Source organism: Pseudonocardia sp. ICBG1293 (assembly GCF_020131355.1).
In the GTDB taxonomy this organism is placed as follows: domain Bacteria; phylum Actinomycetota; class Actinomycetes; order Mycobacteriales; family Pseudonocardiaceae; genus Pseudonocardia.
Map to the genome: position 1 here is coordinate 233,871 of NZ_JAHLEL010000009.1, position 17,513 is coordinate 251,383.

A 17,513-nucleotide genomic window follows, 5' to 3' on the forward strand; every position below is an offset into this window, starting at 1 on the left:
ACGGCGGGCCGTCCCGGATCTCCGGGGCGGCCCGCCGTCGTCGGTGCCGCTCCGGCGCGACTCCCGGCCGGACCACCGCGGTTCCCGGGGCTCCGGGGGCACGGAGCGCTACGGGAGCACCCCGGGGACGACGCCCGGGGCGGCGACCAGGTCGGCGCGCGGGCGGGACGCCTCCACCAGGCGGGCGTTCGGCTCATCGGTGTGCTCCACCCAGGCGCGGGCCGCCTCCGGGGTCCTGCCGAAGCGGATGTGCCGCGCCACCAGGCGTTCGAGGCGCAGCGCCTCGTCGGTCTCGTGGAACCACACCTCGTCGCAGCCCGCCCGGGCGGCGCGCCAGCGGGGCTCGTCGAGCAGCAGGTAGTTGCCCTCGCTGACCACCAGCCGGCACACCGCGTGCACCGGCACCGAGCCGGCCACGGGCTGCTCGATCTCCCGGTCGAAGGCCGGGGCGTAGACCGGGCCCGCGTCGTCGGCCGGGATGCGGCGCAGACGGGTCAGCAGTGCGGTGTAGCCGTCGGCGTCGAAGGTGTCCGGTGCGCCCTTGCGGTCGCGCAGGCCCAGGCGCTCCAGCTCGACGTCGGCGAGGTGGAACCCGTCCACCGGGACGTGCGCGACCCACTCCGGGCCCAGGCCGTCCGGCGGGGTCGCGGCCAGCGCGCGGACCAGCGCCACCGCCAGGGTGGTCTTGCCGGCGCCCGGGGAGCCGGCGATGCCCAGCACCGTCCGTCGGCGGCCCTGCGCCAGACCCCGGGCCCGGTCCACCAGATCCTGGAAGCGCTCGGTGCGCGCCGGGGTGTCCACGGGCACCATTGTCCGCCCGCCGTCCGGATCCGCGAGGCGCTAGGTTTCCGCCATGAGCTCGGTGCGCCCGGTCCCCGAGACCCGGCTGATGACCGGCGAGGAGCTCTCCGCCGACGACGCCGCCCACACCGTGGCGCGCTACGGCCTCGGGCACCTGCTGTCCGCGGGGTTCCTGCGCTTCCGCTACGGCGACGGCTTCTCCCACGCCCGCGCGTTCGCCCTGCAGCTCGCCCTCGCCGCCGTCCCGCTGATCATCGCGGGGGTCGGGCTGTCCGCCGCTGCGGGTGCCGAGGGCGCCTCGGAGGTCGTCGCGCGGACGGTGCTGGCGCTGTCCCCGGGGACCAGCGACGAGCTGGTCGCCGACGCGGTCCGTGGCTCGGGGGCGACGGGCCCGGGCACCGGCGATCCGGAGGACCCCGGCGAGCAGCGCGAACGCGACGACACCCCCACCGGCGAACGCGGCGAGCTCGTGCTCGGGCTCGGCCTGCTCACCGCGTTCGCCGCGGCCACCTCGGCGTTCGCACAGCTGGAGCGGGGCGCGAACCGGATCTACGGCACCGAGCGGGACCGCCCCGCACTCGCCAAGTACGCGCGCGCCGCGGTGCTCACCGCCACCGCGGGCGTCGCGATGGCGGCCGGGCTGCTGCTGATCGTGGCGGGCGAGCCGTTCGGGGACGCGGTGCGCGAGGTGTACCGGTGGGGAGCGGCCGCCGAGACGGTGTGGGACGTCGTGCGCTGGCCGGCCGGGCTGGCGCTGCTGGTCGTCGCGGTGACGGTGCTGCTGAGGTTCGCGCCCCGGCGCCGACAGCCGGGGCTGTCCTGGCTCGGCGTCGGGGCGGCGGTGACGGTGCTGCTGTGGCTGGTCGCGTCCGGGCTGCTGGGGCTCTACGTCGCCGTCGCGGACACCTTCGGCGAGACCTACGGCCCGCTGACGGCGGTGATGGCCCTGCTGATCTGGGCGAACATCACCGGGGTCGCGCTGCTGGCCGGGGTCGCGCTGTCCGCGCAGCTGGAGGCCGTCCGGGCCGGTGAGGAGGACCCGCGTCTGCCCGACTCCGACGACGACGGCATCCCCGACCGGACGGACCCGGCCTGACCGGCGTTCAGCCGAGCTCGTCGCGCCGGGGGTCCGACGGCGGCAGCAGTGCCCGCAGCCGCTGGCGCAGCTCCTCGTCGTCGGTGCCGTCGGCCCGGCCGGCGCGCATCACGGTCCACAGCGCGTCCGGGTCGTCGGCCCGCAGCAGCGCCGACCGCACCGCGACGGCGAGCTGCTCGCGGGCCCGGCGGATCTCCGGGGCGTCGGAGGTGGGCAGCAGCGGCCCGCGGGCGGCCTCGGCCGCGGCGTCGCGGACCCGGTCCTCGCGCAGCGCCGTGCGCAGCCGCAGGAAGTCCGCGTCGACGTCGGCGACGAGCCGGTAGGGCTGGGTACGCACGGTGTCCTCACCGACGGCGCGGCGCAGCCGGTGCACCTCCGCGCGCACGGTGATGGCGCGGCCGCCGTCGCCGTAGAGGGCACAGGCGAGCTGGTCGGCGGTCATGCCCTCCGGGTGCAGCGCGAGCAGCGCGAGGACCTCGGCGTGGCGCAGGCCCAGCCGTACCGGGCGCCCGTCCCGGCGGGCGAGGACCGGGGTGCGGGCCCCGAGCAGCGGCAGGGTCAGGGTCGTCCGGACGGGGCCGCCCGCGGGCAGCCGCAGCAGCCAGCCCTCGCCGAGCGGCTCCAGCACCCCCGCGACCGGGCCGCCGCCCAGCGCCACCCCGTCGACCGTGACGCCGTCGACCACGACCCGGTCGCCGCCGTCGGGCAGGGCGATCCGCTCCGGGAACCCGCTGCCCGGCGACGCGGCCAGCACCCGCCCGTGCGCGGACAGCAACGCGCCCGGGCTACCCCCGAGCCGGGTCAGGTGCGGCCAGTACTCCTCGCGCAGCCGCCGGTCGTGGGCCTCGGCGATGGCCAGCAGCCGGTGCTCGGCCAGCCGCGCGGCCGCCGTGACCAGCGCGAGCGTCGTGGGGTGGAAGGTCTCCTCCGGCCCGGTGACGTCGACGGTGCCCACCACCCGGCCGGTCGCCGGGTCGCGCACCGGGGCGGCCGCGCAGGTCCACGGGTGGTAGGCGCGCACGAGGTGCTCGGCGGAGTGGATGCGGACCGGGGCGGCGCCGGCCAGCGCGGTGCCCATCGCGTTGGTGCCGACGGCGTCCTCGCTCCACCGGGTGCCCTCGACGAGGTCGACCCGCTCGGCCCGGGCCAGCACCGTGCGGGCCCCCTCGCGCCACAGGATCCGGCCCCGCTCGTCGGTCACGATCATCATGTGCCGGGCCTGCTCGGCGGCCTCGGTCAGGGTGTCGCGCAGCACCGGCAGCACCGCGGCGAGCGGGTGCGCCGCGCGCCGGTCGGCGGTCTCGGCGCGGTCGTAGTCGTGCGGGGGACGGGACCGCTCCGGGTCGACCGCCGCCGCCAGCGAGCGGGTCCAGGAGGCGTGCACCTCGGCCCGGACACCGGCCGGACGCGCTCCACCCGACCCGCCGAGCACGGCGTCGCGGGCCCGCTCGTACACCCGGCGATCCGCGTGCTGCGCTGCCACGGCCCCACCTTACGGTCAGCTTTGCCTAACCTGAATCGAATCCGCGTGATCGGTACTCACCGGAGGGACAGGTTCCGCATCTGCGTGCAACTCCCGTGCAACCCCCACCTTCCTAGTGTCGGCGGTCACGCGCAACGTGCGTTCCGCACCGCGCCCTCGGTTCGACGAAGCACCTCAGGGAAGGACCATTCATGGCCGTCTACGCCAACCCCGGTCAGCCGGGCAGCGTCGTCTCCTTCAAGCCGCGTTACGAGCACTTCATCGGCGGCGAGTACGTCGCCCCGGTGAAGGGTCAGTACTTCGAGAACCCGACCCCGATCACCGGCGAGAACTTCACCGAGGTCGCCCGGGGCACCGCGGAGGACGTCGAGAAGGCCCTCGACGCAGCGCACGCCGCGGCCCCGGCGTGGGGGAAGACCTCCGCCGGTGAGCGCGCGAACATCCTGAACAAGATCGCCGACCGGGTCGAGGCCAACCTCGAGCTGATCGCGATCGCCGAGTCCTGGGACAACGGCAAGGCCTGCCGCGAGACCCTGGCCGCCGACATCCCGCTCGCCGTCGACCACCTGCGCTACTTCGCCGGCGCGATCCGGGCGCAGGAGGGCACCTCCTCGGAGATCGACGCCGACACCATCGCCTACCACTTCCACGAGCCGCTGGGCGTCGTCGGCCAGATCATCCCGTGGAACTTCCCGATCCTGATGGCGATCTGGAAGCTGGCCCCCGCGCTGGCCGCCGGCAACGCGATCGTCCTGAAGCCGGCCGAGCAGACCCCGGTCTCGATCCACGTGCTGCTCGAGCTGGTCGCGGACCTGCTCCCGCCGGGCGTGCTGAACGTCGTCAACGGCTTCGGCGTGGAGGCCGGCAAGCCGCTGGCCTCGAACAAGCGCATCCGCAAGATCGCCTTCACCGGTGAGACCACCACCGGTCGGCTGATCATGCAGTACGCCTCGGAGAACCTGATCCCGGTCACCCTGGAGCTGGGGGGCAAGAGCCCCAACATCTTCTTCGACGACGTCGCCTCGCAGCAGGACGCCTTCTACGACAAGGCGCTCGAGGGCTTCGCGATGTTCGCCCTCAACCAGGGCGAGGTCTGCACCTGCCCGTCGCGCGCGCTCATCCAGGGCGGCATCTACGACGAGTTCATCGAGCAGGCCGTCAAGCGCGTCGAGCAGATCAAGCAGGGCAACCCGCTCGACACCGACGTCATGATGGGCGCGCAGGCCTCGAACGACCAGTTCGAGAAGATCCTGTCCTACATCGACATCGGTCGTCAGGAGGGGGCCAAGGTCCTCGCCGGTGGGGAGAAGGCCGAGCTGGGCGGCGACCTCGCGGGCGGCTACTACATCAAGCCGACCGTGTTCGAGGGCAACAACCAGATGCGGATCTTCCAGGAGGAGATCTTCGGCCCGGTCGTGTCGGTGGCGCGCTTCAGCGACTACGACGACGCGATGAAGATCGCCAACGACACGCTCTACGGCCTCGGTGCCGGTGTGTGGAGCCGCGACGCGAACACCGCCTACCGTGCGGGCCGCCAGATCGAGGCCGGCCGGGTGTGGGTGAACAACTACCACGCCTACCCGGCGCACGCGGCCTTCGGCGGCTACAAGCAGTCCGGCATCGGGCGCGAGAACCACAAGATGATGCTGGACCACTACCAGCAGACGAAGAACATCCTGCAGAGCTACTCGCCGAACGCGCTGGGATTCTTCTGATGGGTGACGGCGGCGGCGCCACCCGCACCGAGCGGGTGGCGCTGACGCCGGCGGCCGCCGACCTGCTGGTCAGGCTCACCGACCTGCACGGGCCGCTGATGTTCCACCAGTCCGGCGGCTGCTGCGACGGCAGCGCGCCGATGTGCTACCCGGACGGGGACTTCCGGCTCGGTGAGTCCGACGTCCACCTGGGTGACCTGGAGGTCCCCGGGCTGGACAGGCCGATCGGGTTCCACATGTCCGCGTCGCAGTACCAGTACTGGAAGCACACGCACCTCACCGTCGACGTGGTGAAGGGACGGGGCAGCGGGTTCTCGGTCGAGGCGCCGGAGGGCGTCCGGTTCCTGATCCGCTCCCGGCTGTTCACCGACGACGAGTGGCGTGCGATGCAGGACTGAACCACCACGGCCCGGGAGACCCTCCCGGGCCGTGGTCGTCCGCGTGAGGAGAACCGATGTCGCACACCCTGCGTGGTCTGATGGGCCTGCCGTCCGACCCGGCCCCGCTGTCCCGCTCCGCCCTGATCATGATCGACCTGCAGAACACCTACACCGAGGGACTGCTGCGGCTGGAGAACGTGGAGCCCGCCCTGGAGGAGGCCGCCGTCCTGCTGGACCGTGCCCGTTCCGCGGGCGCCACGGTGATCCACGTCCGGCACGACGCGGGGGAGGGCAGCCCCTACGACGTGAACGCCCCCATCGGGGCGATCCACCGCTCGGTCGCCCCGCGCGACGGCGAGCCCGTCGTGACGAAGAACTTCCCGAGCGCGTTCGTCCAGACCGGGCTCGCGGACCTGCTGGAGGGCCATCAGGACCTGGTGCTGGCCGGGTTCATGACGCACATGTGCGTGAACTCGACCGCGCGCAGCGCGTTCTCCGGCGGCTACGTGCCGACCGTGGTCGCGGCGGCGACGGCCACCCGGGACCTGCCCGGCGTGCTCGGCACGGTGCCGGCCGCCCAGGTGCACGACGCCGCGCTGGCCGGGCTGGCGGACCTGCCCGCGATCGTCGTCCCGGGTCAGAAGTCCGTGCCCGACTGAGGCCTGCGGGCCGGGTCGAGCACCGCGTCGATCGCGGCCAGCGTCGCGGCGGCGGGTGCGGCGATGCCGACCCCGCGGCCGTGGCGCACCTGCGGTTCGCGCACGTTGATGCGCACCAGCGCGCCGGTGGCGGCCGAGGCCAGCTCCGAGCGGCGCCGCACCGTGGGCAGGGCGCCGCCCGCCCCCAGCTCGACGACGACCACCTCGGCCCGGTGCACGGACAGCCAGTCGACGTGGCGCTGCAGCGCCGCCGCGGCGTGCGAGTCGTCCCAGCCGCCGTCGCCGAACATGAGGATCGCCGGGCGGGCGAGGCTGCCGCACCCGGGACAGCGGGGGAGCTCCCCCACGGCGCGCATGGTCGCCTCGTCGACCGGCACCGTCACGTCGTCGGCGGGCCACACCCCGTACCCGCAGAGCCGCAGGCACTGCAGGTGGTGGATGGAGCCGTGCACCTCGGCGACGTCGTCGGGTGCGAACCCGGCCCGCTGGAACTGGCCGTCGACGTTCGAGGTGAACACATTCGACGGCACCCGGCCCGCCCAGCGGCGCAGCACCGCGAACCCCGGGTGCGGCACGGTGTCGCGGTAGAGGTGCAGGCGGTGGCCGTAGAAGCCCCAGGCCAGCGCCGGGTCGTCGGCGAAGTGCGCGGGGTCGGCCAGCTCCTCGAAACGCAGCCCGAGCCGGGCGTAGGGCGGGTAGGCCCGCCAAAAGCCCTCGCCGCCGCGGAAGTCGGGCAGCCCGGAGTCGACCCCCATCCCGGCGCCGGCCGTCACCAGCAGGGCCCGCGCGTCACCGACCAGACGGGCCGCCGCGGCGATCTCCTCGGAGAAGGCCGCGGCGACCTCGTCGGGTGTGATCAGGACCCCGCCGCGATCTGCTGCAGGTCGACGACCTCGAACTCCAGCAGCGACGCACCCTTGGCGACCGGCTGCGGCGAGCGCTGGCCGGCGTGCGCCTCGGCGGCCGGCCCCTCGCGCCAGGCCTGGAAGTCGGCCTCGGTCTCCCAGCGGGTCACGACGAAGTACCGGTCCTCGCCGGAGACGGGACGCAGCAGCTCGAACCCGAGGAACCCGGGCTGCCCGTCGACGGCGTGCAGGCGGTTCGCGAACCGCTTCTCCAGCTCGGGGCCCGCGTTCTCCGGGACCTCGATCGCGTTGATCTTCACAATGGCCATGTCCGCCACGTTATCCCCGCCCGGCCTCGTCGACGCGCATGCGCCACGCGTCACCGACCAGCTCGGCCAGCCGCTCGTCGGCCACCCGGTCCAGACGCAGCAGCACCAGCGGCCACGGCTCGTGCCCGGGGTCGGTGAAGAACAGGTCGGGCTCGCCGCGCAGCAGGGCCTGTTTCTCCGCCTCGTCGCCGACGTAGAGCACCGCGACGTCGGTCCGGATGACCCGCCGCCGCCCGGGCACCCGCTCCGGCCAGGACCACACGAAGCCCTTGCCGCGCACGCGGAAATCGAACCCGTCGCTCGGGTTCTCGACGACCCCGTCGAGACCGAGCGCGATCCGGCGCACGTCCTGCTCACCAGCCACACGGTCAGCCTAGGGTCGGGGGGTGCGCTCCTCCGACGGTGTCGAGCTCGCGGTCACCGCGTTCGGGGGGACCGGAGCGCCGGTGGTGCTGCTGCACGGGCTGATGAGCTGCGCGGAGAGCTGGCGACCGCGGGCGGCGGCGCTGAGGCCGTACGGCCGGGTGCTCGCGCCCGACGCGCGTGGGCACGGCCGGTCCGGGCGGCCGTCCGACCCCGGCGACCCGGTCGCGTGGTCGCCGGAGCGGCTCGCCGCCGACGTCGTCGCGCTGCTGGAGACCCTCGACGCCCCCGCCGCGCTGGTCGGGCACTCGATGGGCGGGATCTCCGCGCTGCTCGCCGCGGCCGCCCGGCCGGACCTGGTCGGTGCCGTCGTCGCCGAGGACCCGCCGCTCGACCTCACCGCGAGCCCGCCGCACCGGCTCGACGACGCGCGGGCCTGGTTCGCCGCCGTCGCCGGGCCGCACCCGACCCGGGCCGCACTGGAGCGGGCGCTGGCCGGGCCGGATCCCGAGGTCGGACGGCACATGGGCCGCTGCGCCGTCCGCCGTGACGACGGCTGGTGGCTGGCCTGCGCCGTCGACGACGCCCTGGCCGTCGCCCGGCACTGGGTGCGCACCCCGTTGCTGGACCGCGCCTGCGCGGTCCGGGTGCCGCTGCACGTACTGGAGGCCGGGACGTCGGTCGCGCCGCCGGGGCAGCTCGCGCAGCTCGCCGGCCGGGTCCCCGGCGCGCGGCACGTGCGCGTCCCCGGGACCGGGCACCTCGTCCACGACACCGCTCCCGAGACCTGGACGGCCGAGGTCACCGCGCTGCTGCGGGCGACCGGAGGGGGCGCAGCAGCGTCGCCAGGATGAGCGACGCCGCCGCCGTCACCACACCCACCCCGAGCCAGCCGACGGTCCCGCCGGCCAGGACGGCGGGGAGTGCGATCGCCGGCCCGAGGATCCGGGCCAGCGACGACGACGTGCCGAACACCGCCTGGTACTCGCCGTGCGCGCCGTCGGGCACGCGGGCCAGTGCGGCCTGCCAGGTCGCCGCGCCGCCGGTGCCACCGCGGACACCGCGACGGCCTGGCGGACCGCGGACAGCCCGGCCTGGCCGACCGCGAAGCAGACCGCGCCCGCGGCGTAGCCGGCCGTGCCGCCCGCACCCGCGTGGAGCAGCAGCCCCGCCGCCGCGACCGCGCCCAGGCCGGTCGCGGCCCGGCCGAGTCCCACCCGGTCGGCGAGCATCCCGATCGGCACCGACAGCACCAGTGCGGCCGCGGCGGCCGTCGCGAGCACGACGCCGACGGTCGCGGCTCCCACCCCGATCCGGGTGGTCGCGTACAGGACCGCGGTGGCGAGCACGGCGCCGTCGGTGAGCGAGCCGACGAACTGCGCGACGAGGACCCGGTGGGGCGGCCGCGCCGGGCCGGGCACCCCGCGGGCCGCGCCTGCCCCGGTGTCCACCGTGGACACCGGGCCGGACCTGCCGGCCGGCAGGCCGCACGGTTGCGCCGGGCCGGCGGTCACCGCACCCCCGCCCGGGTCCGCGCGGCCCGGGGCGCCGGCGCCACGTCGGCGGCGACCCGGTCGTCGGCCGCGGCGGCGGCGGGCGACACCTCGTCGAGCTGCAGGAAGTTGTGGATCATCCCGGGCTCGCCGCGCAGCGTCGTCGGGACACCCGCCGCGGCGAGCCGGGCGGCGTAGGCCTCGGCCGGGTCCCGGATCGGGTCGTGCTCGGCGGTGACGACGACCGCGGGCGGCAGCCCGGACAGGTCCGGTACGTGCAGCGGACTGACCCGTGGATCCCGCAGCAGGGACTCGTCACCGCCGACCCAGAGCCGGGCGAAGAAGGTGGCGGCCGCGGCGTCGAACCCGAAGCCGCCCGCCTTCTCCCGCATCGACACCGAGGTGGTGTCGGACAGGTCGGCGTTGGGATACACCAGCACCTGCAGGTCGGGCGATGCGTCCGGGGCCTCGTCGCGCAGCCGCAGACAGGCCAGCGCCGCCAGGGTGCCGCCCGCGCTGTCCCCGCAGACGACGACCGCCGGCGGCCGCGCACCGAGCGCCCCCGCGGCGACGGCCCGCAGGGTCGCGACGGTGTCGTCCACCGACGCGGGCCACGGTGCCTCGGGCGCGAGCCGGTAGTCGAGCGCGAGCACGTCGGCACCGGACGTCGCGGCGAGCCGGCGCACCGGCCGGTCGAAGGACACGACGTCTCCGACCGTCCAGCCGCCGCCGTGCAGGTACACGACCAGCGGTGCCGGGCCCGGCCCCGGGCGGTACAGCCGGCCCGGGCACGTCGGCAGTGCGAGGTCGCGGACCTCGCGCATCCGCGGCCCGGGGGGCCGGCCGGCGGCGCGGGCCGCGATCGCGGCCCGGATCGACGCGACATCGGGGGAACCGAACGCGGACGACCCGGCGGCGACCCCGGCGAGTGCCTCGTCGGCGAAGACCTCGGACATGACGACCTCCCTTTTCTGCACTCAGGCGCAAGAGTGCTAGAGTGCACCTGAGTGCAGAAAATGTCGAGGGGGGTACGCCGTGACGACCCGGGCTCCCGATCCTCGGGGGGTGCGCAGCCGAGAGCTGCTCTACGACGCCGCGACCGCGTTGTTCGCCGAGCACGGCTTCGCCGCGACGACGATGGAGGACGTCGCGCAGCGGGCCGGGCTGTCCCGTCGCACGGCCTTCAACCACTTCCCGAACAAGGGCCGGCTGGCGGTCGAGTGGGCGTCGCGCCGGCAGGCCGCGGCGAACGCGGCGGTCGGTGAGCCGGGGCCGGGAGACCACGTCCCCGACCGGATCCGGGCCTGGTTCCGGGCATTGGGGGAGCTGGCCGACGCCGACCCGGGCGGGACCGAGCAGATGATGCTCGGCTGGCTCGCCGCGCTCGGGCCGGTCCGGCACCGCACCACCGCGGCCCACCAGCTGGCCGGGTGGATCGACCGGGGGCGCGACGGTGGCGGGATCGCCGCGGGCACCGATCCCGACATCGCCGCGGACCTGCTGTTCGACGCCTACCTCGGCGCCGTCCAACGCTGGTGCGCGCTCCCCGCCACCCGGCGCGGACCCCTCACCCCGGTGCTGGACGCGCTGGTCGAGCAGGCGATGGCGGGGCTCAGCCCGCGCTGAGGGCCACGGTCTCCCCGGTGCGCGAGTCGTGCAGCTCGACGGCCGTGATCCGCGCCCGTACCGGCTCGACCGGGTGCAGCAGCGCGAAGGCCCGGTCGGGCCGCCCGGTGGCGAGTACCACGTGCGGCAGCCAGGACCCCGGCAGATGTGGTGCGTGCACGCCGCGCACCCGCCCGGCCAGTGCGTCGTGCACCGCGGTGTGCACGGCCAGCACCTCGGGGTCGGTGACGGCGGTCAGCGCCAGCACGTCCGGTGCGTGCGGACCGACCGTTCCGAGCCCGGCCAGCCACAGCACCGGCAGCGCGACCAGGCGCAGGTCCGCGGTCAGCTCCCGCACGGCGGGTGGCGGGACCGTTCCGGCCGCGGCGACGGTCACGTGCGGCGTCCCGGTCGCGACCGGCACCCCGGCGGCGGCGAGCCGGTCACGCAGTGCGGTCAGCGAGGCGGCGCCGTCGTCGTCGAGGCGGAAGCGGACGGTCCCGGGCATCGGTCCCCCCGCTCAGCGGGGGAGGGCGAAGCGGCCGTCGTCGGTCTGCTCGGCGAGGCCGTCGACCAGCAGCGAGTGCAGGCACCGGTCGCGCTGACCGGCCTCGGACCAGACGGCGTCGAGTGCGGCCCGCTCGACCGGCCCGTGCGCGGTGCGCAGCACGTCCATCAGCTTGCCGCGGACCTGCCGGTCGGTGCCGGCGAAACCCTGTACCGGCTTGCGCGGGCCGTCGTAGGCGGGACGGCCCGCGGCCACCCAGGCGCAGCGGGTCGCGACCGGGCAGTCCGCGCAGCGCGGCGCGCGGGCGGTGCACACCACCGCGCCCAGCTCCATCAGCCCGGCCGAGACGACGGCGGCCCCGGCGTCGTCGGCGGGCAGCAGCGCGTCGACGTCGGCCAGGTCGGCCCGGGTGCGGGCGGGGCCGGCGTCGCCCTGCCCGTGCACCGCGCGGGCGACCACCCGCCGGACGTTCGTGTCGACGACCGCCGCCCGCAGCCCGAACCCGAACGCGGCCACGGCCCGCGCGGTGTAGGACCCGACGCCGGGCAGCGCCTCCAGGGCCTCGACGTCGGACGGGACGGTGTCGCCGTGCTGCGTGGCGATCGCCGCGGCCGCGTCGTGCAGCCGGATCGCCCGGCGCGGGTAGCCGAGCCTGCCCCAGGCCCGCAGCACGTCCGCGCGCGGCGCGGCGGCCAGCGACGACGGGGTGGGCCAGCGCGCCATCCAGTCCCGCCAGAGCGGCTCCACCCGGGCGACCGGGGTCTGCTGGAGCATGAACTCGCTGACCAGCACGCCCCACGGGGTGGTCTCGGGGCGCCGCCACGGCAGGTCGCGGGCGTGCGCCCGGAACCACGGGGAGATCAGATCGGCCACCACGGGTCCAGTGTCGCGTGCCCGGCCCGGTCCGCGACGACGGGCCCGCCGGGGTCACGGAGCGGGCACCGTGCCGCCGCACGGCGGCCCTCCCGGACCGGCGCGCGGACGGGGGCCACTACCGCGATCGCCGTCGGGGCGCGCGTCACGACCGGGGCGGTTCCCGGCAGCCGGGGACCGGGCGGGACCACGTCGGCGGGCGGCGGCGGTCACCCGGGGTCGGTGTGCCACCCGCCCGGGGGTCGGGCGATCCGGGTCGCCGACCCCGTCCGGGTCGGGCCGCGAGCCGTTCGCAGGAGCGGTGCGCAGGCGTGCTCACCCGCTCGGGAGGCCCGGGTCGCCCCGCCGGGTGGACCTCGCCGGACCTGTCCCGTCCCGGCGCGGCGACGGCGACTTCGTGTAACCGGCGATCTACCGTCGGTGACATGCACCCGGTGGGTCCCCTGCCGGCGTCGGTCTACTGGCGTCGGCGCGCGTGCGCGGTCGGCGTCGCGCTGGTCGCGCTGCTGTGGCTGACCACCTGGATGCTCGTCCCGCGGGGCTCCGACGAGCCCGCGGGCACCGCGGCGCAGACCTCGCAGGCGCCGCCGCCGACCACACCGGGCGCCCCGGCGTCCCCGTCCCCGGCATCCCCAGCCCCGGGGCCGGGGGCGCCGGACACGTCCGCGCCGCTCCCCGCCCCCGCCGCCCCCGGAGCTCCCCCGGCTCCCGCGGCGGGGTCGTCCGCCGGGCCCGCGACCCCGAACGCGGGCCCGGCGGACGAGACGGTCCGCCCCGACGACACCCCGCGCCCCTCGGTGCAGGTGCCGCAGGCCGCGCCGTCGCCGCCGACCGGCCCGGTGCCGTGCACCGACGCGATGATCGAGGTGCGGGCCGAGACCGGGCAGCCGACCTACCCCTCCGACGCACGGCCCGAGCTGCGGCTGGTCGTCACCAACGTCTCCGGCCAGCCCTGCGTGCGCGACCTCGACGGCGCCGAGCAGGAGATCGCGGTGTGGAGCGGTGACGGGGCGAGCAGGCTGTGGTCGTCCAACGACTGCGCGAACCCGTCGTCGGACGACCTGCGCACCCTGGTGCCCGGGCAGCCGGTGGCCTTCGCCGTGACCTGGACCGGCCTCGCCTCCGAACCCGGCTGCGCGGGTGAACGGAACCGGGTGGGTCCGGGCGGCTACCGGGTCCTGGCCCGGCTCGACCGGGTCGTGAGCGAGCCGGCCCCGCTGCTCATGAGCTGAGGCTCAGCGGATGCGGGCCATGATCTCGCGCAGCGACGACGCCTCGGTGATCTGCATCCCGGTCCGCCCGACCTCCGCCCCGGTCGGGACGATCGCCCGGGTGAAGCCCAGCCGTGCGGCCTCGGCGAGGCGCCGGTCCACGCCGTGCACCCGGCGCAGCTCGCCGGCCAGCCCGAGCTCGCCCAGCCCGACGAGGTCCGCGGGCAGCGCCGCGTCGCGCTTCGCCGAGACCACCGCGAGCGCGATCGCGAGGTCGGCCGCCGGCTCGGTGATCCGCATCCCGCCGACGGTGGCGGTGTAGACCTCGGCGTCGTGCAGCTTGAGCCCGCCCCGCCGCTCGACGACGGCGAGCAGCATCGGTACCCGGGACGAGTCCAGCCCGGTCACCGCCCGGCGCGGGCTCGGGATGTTCGCCCCCGCCACCAACGCCTGCACCTCGGCCAGCAGCGGCCGCCTGCCGTCCATCACGACGGTGACCGCGGTGCCCGGCTGCACCGACTCGGCGCCCTGGCCGAACCGGCCGAGGAACAGTCCGGAGGGGTCGGCGAGGCCGACGATGCCGGAGTCGCGCAGCTCGAAGCAGCCGACCTCGTCGGCCGGGCCGAACCGGTTCTTCACCCCGCGCACCATCCGCAGTGCGGAGTGCTTGTCGCCCTCGAAGTGCAGCACCACGTCGACGAGGTGCTCCAGGACCCGGGGCCCGGCGATGCCGCCGTCCTTGGTGACGTGGCCGACGAGCAGCACGGCGAGACCGCGCTCCTTGGCCAGCGCGGTCAGTCCCACGGTGACGGCGCGGGTCTGGGTGACCCCGCCGGGACTGCCGTCGACCGAGGCGGTGGACATGGTCTGGATGGAGTCGACGACCAGGAGCGACGGGCGCAGCGCGTCGACGTGGCCGAGCACCGACTCGAGGTCGGACTCGGCGGCGAGGTAGAGCTCGTCGTGGACGCCGCCGGTGCGCTCGGCGCGCAGCCGGACCTGGCCGGCGGACTCCTCGCCCGAGACGTAGAGGACCCGGGACCGGGACGCCGCCTGCGCCGCGACCTCGAGGAGCAGCGTCGACTTGCCGACGCCCGGCTCACCGGCCAGCAGCACCACCGCGCCCGGGACGAGACCGCCCCCGAGCACCCGGTCCAGCTCGTCGACGCCGGTCGGCCGGGCCCGGGCGGAGTCCAGCTCCACCTCGGCGATCCGCCGGGCCGGGGTGCTGGGTGCCCCGGCGACGACGGTCCGCCCGCCCCCGCCCGTGCGCACCGGCTCGACCTGTTCGAGCGATCCCCAGGCCTGGCAGCCCGGACACCGGCCCACCCACTGCGCCGTGCGGTGGTCGCACTCGGTGCAGCGGTAGCCGCCCGAGCGCGCGGCGCGCGACCGGGGCGTCAGTTGCCGGCGGCGCCGCCGGCGCCGCTGCCCTCGTTGCCGGGCGCGACCTCGGCGCCCTCACCGGCCGGCACCGGGTTCGGCCGGTCGACCGGCGGGACCTCGGCCTGGCCCCCGGTCTCGGAGTTGAACCCGGTCTCGGCGCCGTTGGCGCCCGACTCCTCCGAGCCGGTCGAGGCCCGCTCGGGGGCGTGCCCCGGTGCGCCCTCGGTGTGCGGGACACCGGTCGGGACGGTGAGGGTCACCGAGCCGGCCCGCTCGAACACGAAGGTCATCGGGACCTGTGCGCCGGCCGGGACCGGACGGGTCAGGCCCTCGGCGACGAGCTGCACGCGCTTGGCGTTGGTCGGGGACAGCTGCAGGTTGCCCTGCGAGACCAGCGCGATGTCCTGCGGCATGGTCGCGTCGCCCTCGACCTGCACCGACGCCGCGGCCGGGGAGGTGACCGACAGGAGCCGGTCGGCGACGGTGCCGGTGTTGACCAGGGTGGCCACGATCGGTGCGGCGCCGCCCTGGCGGTACAGCGCGTCCGGGCCGGCGGGCGCGGTCGGGTAGGCGATCTGCACGTCGCGCAGGTCGACCGAGCCGACCGTGGCGTTGGCGCCGTTCACGGCGGCGACCTGGAGGGCGGTCTGCGAGATCTGCCCTGCCCCGCAGCCGCTGATCAGCAGTCCGGTCAGGGCGACGGCGCCGGCGACCCCGGCCAGGGTCCGGGCGGAACGGCGGGTGCGGCTCACGGTCGTCGTGTCCTTCCTTGCCGGTGCCCCGAAGTGCCCCCGGCGCACATGCTGGGTCTGTCCGGGGGCAGCCTAGTCGCGGGCTCCGGCGCGACGCGCGGTCGGGCTCCCGGGTGTGACGACCGCGTCCCCGCCCCGCGGTGGGGCGGCAGACCCGGTGGTCGGGGAGGTGACGTGGCGGCGACGGGCACGTGGCCCCGGCGCTCCGGTTGTGCGCCACGCCCGCGGGGAACACGTTCCTCCGCCATTGTCAACCCCCTGACCTGCGACGACGGTGAAAGCCGGTCACCGTCCCGCCCGGGCGGCGTGTTAATCTGGACCCAGCGAAAGGGGCCAGAGGACACATGGTTTTCAAGGTCGGAGAGACCGTCGTCTACCCGCACCACGGTGCCGCGCTCATCGAGGCGATCGAGACCCGGACGATCAAGGGCGAGGAAGTGCAGTACCTCGTCCTGAAGGTCCAGCAGGGTGATCTGACGGTGCGCATCCCCGCCGACAACGTCGAGGTGGTCGGTGTTCGTGACGTCGTGGGCCAGGAGGGGCTGGATCGGGTCTTCGAGGTGTTGCGCGCGCCGCACACCGAGGAGCCCACGAACTGGTCTCGGCGGTACAAGGCGAACTGGGAGAAGCTCACGTCCGGTGACGTGAACAAGGTCGCCGAGGTCGTCCGCGACCTCTGGCGGCGGGAGAAGGACCGGGGCCTGTCCGCCGGTGAGAAGCGGATGCTGGCCAAGGCGAGGCAGATACTGGTCAGTGAGCTCGCGCTGGCCGAGGGCACCGACGAGGAGCGGGCCGAGGTCCTGCTCGACGAGGTGCTCGCCACCGCGAACGCCTGACGGCGTGCACGGACCGTCCCACGGGGCGGGTGTCGTCGCGGTGCTTCCCGCGGCCGGTTCCGGGGTGCGGCTGGGTGCAGGTGTGCCCAAGGCGTTCGTCGGCCTGGCCGGGGTGCCCATGCTGGTACGCGCGGTCGACGGCCTCCTCGCGTCCGACGTCGTCGGGCACGTGGTGGTCGTCGTCCCCGCGGACCAGGTGGACGACGCCGCCGCGATGCTGCCCGGACGACCGGCGACCGTCGTTGCCGGTGGTGCCGACCGCACCGCCTCGGTCGCGGCGGGTCTCGCCGTGACCGGACCGGACGCCGAGGTCGTGCTGGTGCACGACGCCGCACGCCCGCTCACCCCGCCCGCGGTCGTCCGCCGGGTGGTCGACGCCGTGCGGGCGGGTGCGCCCGCGGTCATCCCGGTGCTCCCGGTGACCGACACCGTCAAGCGGGTCGACGCCGACGGCACCGTCGTGTCCACGGTGGACCGCTCCGCGCTGCGTGCTGTCCAGACGCCGCAGGGGTTCCGCGTCGAGGACCTGCGCCGTGCCCACGCCGGGACGCCCGACCCCCGCACCGACGACGCCGGGCTGGTCGAGGCGCTGGGGGACCCGGTCGCGACCGTCGCCGGGGACCCGCTGGCCTTCAAGGTCACCACCGCGTGGGACCTGCGCATCGCCGAACTGCTGCTCGCCGGGGCCGAGGTGGAGGAACACACGTGAGGGTCGGGATCGGAACCGACGTGCACCCGGTCGAGCCGGGCCGGGACTGCTGGGTCGCCGGGTTGCTGTGGAGCGGCACCGACGGCTGCGCCGGTCACTCCGACGGCGACGTCGCCGCGCACGCCCTGTGCGACGCCCTGCTGTCGGCTGCGGGGCTGGGCGACCTCGGTGCGGTGTTCGGCACCGGCCGTCCGGAGTGGACCGGGGCGAGCGGGGCGGCCCTGCTGTCGGAGGTCCGCCGCCTGCTGGCCCGCGACGGCTGGACCGTCGCCAACGCGGCCGTCCAGGTGATCGGGAACGACCCGAAGATCGGACAGCGTCGGGCCGAGGCCGAACGGGTGCTGTCGGAGGTGGTCGGCGGCCCGGTGTCGGTCTCCGGCACCACCACCGACGGGCTGGGCCTCACCGGCCGCGGTGAGGGCCGTGCCGCCGTCGCGACGGCGCTGCTGCTGCCCGCCGCGTAGGAGCG

The 17,513-nt window shown here is 75.8% G+C and carries 21 protein-coding genes; 10 read left to right on the plus strand and 11 right to left on the minus strand.

Annotated features, from left to right (window positions below; translation table 11 throughout):
• Positions 1-108: 108 nt before the first annotated feature.
• A complete protein-coding gene (locus KPF47_RS07620) occupies positions 109-810 on the minus strand; it encodes a nucleoside/nucleotide kinase family protein (RefSeq protein WP_374108808.1) in 702 nt (233 codons plus the stop codon).
• 43 nt (positions 811-853) lie between these two features.
• Here KPF47_RS07620 and KPF47_RS07625 point away from each other — a divergent pair, with 43 nt between their 5' ends.
• On the plus strand, positions 854-1,897 hold the full coding sequence (locus tag KPF47_RS07625; protein WP_224387808.1) for a YihY/virulence factor BrkB family protein: 1,044 nt from the start codon (positions 854-856) through the stop codon (positions 1,895-1,897).
• Positions 1,898-1,904: 7 nt separating this feature from the next.
• On the opposite strand, the gene KPF47_RS07630 is transcribed toward KPF47_RS07625, so the two are convergent.
• Positions 1,905-3,380: a helix-turn-helix domain-containing protein gene (locus KPF47_RS07630; protein ID WP_224387809.1), complete on the minus strand. Its 1,476-nt coding sequence runs from the start codon at positions 3,378-3,380 to the stop codon at positions 1,905-1,907.
• Positions 3,381-3,571: 191 nt separating this feature from the next.
• Between KPF47_RS07630 and KPF47_RS07635 the strand changes: the two genes are divergently transcribed.
• From KPF47_RS07635 to KPF47_RS07645, 3 genes are read left to right on the plus strand one after another with little or no spacing between them, the layout of a single operon-like run.
• On the plus strand, positions 3,572-5,095 hold the full coding sequence (locus tag KPF47_RS07635; RefSeq protein ID WP_224387810.1) for an aldehyde dehydrogenase family protein: 1,524 nt from the start codon (positions 3,572-3,574) through the stop codon (positions 5,093-5,095).
• Complete coding sequence (locus tag KPF47_RS07640; RefSeq protein ID WP_224387811.1) at positions 5,095-5,493, plus strand: DUF779 domain-containing protein; 399 nt, start codon at positions 5,095-5,097, stop codon at positions 5,491-5,493. Before KPF47_RS07635 ends, KPF47_RS07640 begins: the two co-directional genes overlap by 1 nt.
• A 56-nt stretch (positions 5,494-5,549) precedes the next feature.
• A complete protein-coding gene (locus KPF47_RS07645) occupies positions 5,550-6,134 on the plus strand; it encodes a cysteine hydrolase family protein (protein WP_224387812.1) in 585 nt (194 codons plus the stop codon).
• On the opposite strand, the gene KPF47_RS07650 is transcribed toward KPF47_RS07645, so the two are convergent.
• From KPF47_RS07650 to KPF47_RS07660, 3 genes are all read right to left on the minus strand, one after another.
• Positions 6,113-6,907, minus strand: coding sequence for an NAD-dependent deacetylase (locus KPF47_RS07650; RefSeq protein WP_374108809.1), 795 nt, complete (start codon positions 6,905-6,907; stop codon positions 6,113-6,115). The genes KPF47_RS07645 and KPF47_RS07650 overlap by 22 nt on opposite strands.
• Positions 6,908-6,990: 83 nt before the next feature.
• Positions 6,991-7,308, minus strand: coding sequence for an antibiotic biosynthesis monooxygenase (locus tag KPF47_RS07655; protein ID WP_224387813.1), 318 nt, complete (start codon positions 7,306-7,308; stop codon positions 6,991-6,993).
• A gap of 10 nt (positions 7,309-7,318) precedes the next feature.
• Complete coding sequence (locus KPF47_RS07660) at positions 7,319-7,672, minus strand: MmcQ/YjbR family DNA-binding protein (protein ID WP_224387814.1); 354 nt, start codon at positions 7,670-7,672, stop codon at positions 7,319-7,321.
• Positions 7,673-7,694: 22 nt separating this feature from the next.
• On the opposite strand from KPF47_RS07660, the gene KPF47_RS07665 reads away from it, so the two are divergent.
• Positions 7,695-8,525 carry an alpha/beta fold hydrolase gene (locus KPF47_RS07665; protein WP_224387815.1) on the plus strand — a complete coding sequence of 277 codons (831 nt, stop codon included), beginning with the start codon at positions 7,695-7,697 and terminating at the stop codon, positions 8,523-8,525.
• Between the two features lie 15 nt (positions 8,526-8,540).
• On the opposite strand, the gene KPF47_RS07670 is transcribed toward KPF47_RS07665, so the two are convergent.
• Both KPF47_RS07670 and KPF47_RS07675 read right to left on the minus strand, forming a co-directional pair.
• Positions 8,541-9,131, minus strand: a complete 591-nt coding sequence (locus tag KPF47_RS07670; protein WP_224387816.1) for a hypothetical protein — start codon at positions 9,129-9,131, stop codon at positions 8,541-8,543.
• 50 nt (positions 9,132-9,181) lie between these two features.
• Positions 9,182-10,120, minus strand: coding sequence for an alpha/beta hydrolase (locus KPF47_RS07675; RefSeq protein WP_224387817.1), 939 nt, complete (start codon positions 10,118-10,120; stop codon positions 9,182-9,184).
• Between the two features lie 109 nt (positions 10,121-10,229).
• Here KPF47_RS07675 and KPF47_RS07680 point away from each other — a divergent pair, with 109 nt between their 5' ends.
• A complete protein-coding gene (locus KPF47_RS07680; protein WP_224387818.1) occupies positions 10,230-10,790 on the plus strand; it encodes a TetR/AcrR family transcriptional regulator in 561 nt (186 codons plus the stop codon).
• Here KPF47_RS07680 and KPF47_RS07685 read toward each other — a convergent pair.
• Together KPF47_RS07685 and KPF47_RS07690 are read right to left on the minus strand one after the other, a co-directional pair.
• Positions 10,777-11,277, minus strand: coding sequence for a 2'-5' RNA ligase family protein (locus KPF47_RS07685; RefSeq protein WP_224387819.1), 501 nt, complete (start codon positions 11,275-11,277; stop codon positions 10,777-10,779). The genes KPF47_RS07680 and KPF47_RS07685 overlap by 14 nt on opposite strands.
• Positions 11,278-11,289: 12 nt before the next feature.
• Positions 11,290-12,153, minus strand: coding sequence for an A/G-specific adenine glycosylase (locus KPF47_RS07690; RefSeq protein WP_224387820.1), 864 nt, complete (start codon positions 12,151-12,153; stop codon positions 11,290-11,292).
• A gap of 422 nt (positions 12,154-12,575) precedes the next feature.
• Between KPF47_RS07690 and KPF47_RS07695 the strand changes: the two genes are divergently transcribed.
• Positions 12,576-13,382, plus strand: a complete 807-nt coding sequence (locus tag KPF47_RS07695) for a hypothetical protein (protein ID WP_224387821.1) — start codon at positions 12,576-12,578, stop codon at positions 13,380-13,382.
• A 3-nt stretch (positions 13,383-13,385) separates the two neighbouring features.
• On the opposite strand, the gene radA is transcribed toward KPF47_RS07695, so the two are convergent.
• Together radA and KPF47_RS07705 are read right to left on the minus strand one after the other, a co-directional pair.
• Positions 13,386-14,765, minus strand: coding sequence for a DNA repair protein RadA (radA, locus tag KPF47_RS07700; protein WP_224387859.1), 1,380 nt, complete (start codon positions 14,763-14,765; stop codon positions 13,386-13,388).
• Positions 14,762-15,499 carry a copper chaperone PCu(A)C gene (locus tag KPF47_RS07705; protein WP_224387822.1) on the minus strand — a complete coding sequence of 246 codons (738 nt, stop codon included), beginning with the start codon at positions 15,497-15,499 and terminating at the stop codon, positions 14,762-14,764. The genes radA and KPF47_RS07705 overlap by 4 nt, the downstream gene beginning before the upstream one ends.
• A gap of 344 nt (positions 15,500-15,843) precedes the next feature.
• Here KPF47_RS07705 and KPF47_RS07710 point away from each other — a divergent pair, with 344 nt between their 5' ends.
• Genes KPF47_RS07710 through ispF form a run of 3 tightly spaced genes read left to right on the plus strand, consistent with a single transcriptional unit; the run spans position 15,844 to position 17,508 of the window.
• Positions 15,844-16,335 (plus strand): CarD family transcriptional regulator, encoded by a 492-nt coding sequence (locus KPF47_RS07710; protein WP_020625956.1) that lies wholly within the window; start codon positions 15,844-15,846, stop codon positions 16,333-16,335.
• A gap of 4 nt (positions 16,336-16,339) precedes the next feature.
• The gene (ispD, locus tag KPF47_RS07715) at positions 16,340-17,044 is read left to right on the plus strand and encodes a 2-C-methyl-D-erythritol 4-phosphate cytidylyltransferase (RefSeq protein WP_224387823.1); all 705 of its coding nucleotides are present in this window, start codon (positions 16,340-16,342) and stop codon (positions 17,042-17,044) included.
• Complete coding sequence (ispF, locus tag KPF47_RS07720; protein WP_224387824.1) at positions 17,041-17,508, plus strand: 2-C-methyl-D-erythritol 2,4-cyclodiphosphate synthase; 468 nt, start codon at positions 17,041-17,043, stop codon at positions 17,506-17,508. The genes ispD and ispF overlap by 4 nt, the downstream gene beginning before the upstream one ends.
• The last annotated feature ends 5 nt before the right edge of the window (positions 17,509-17,513 follow it).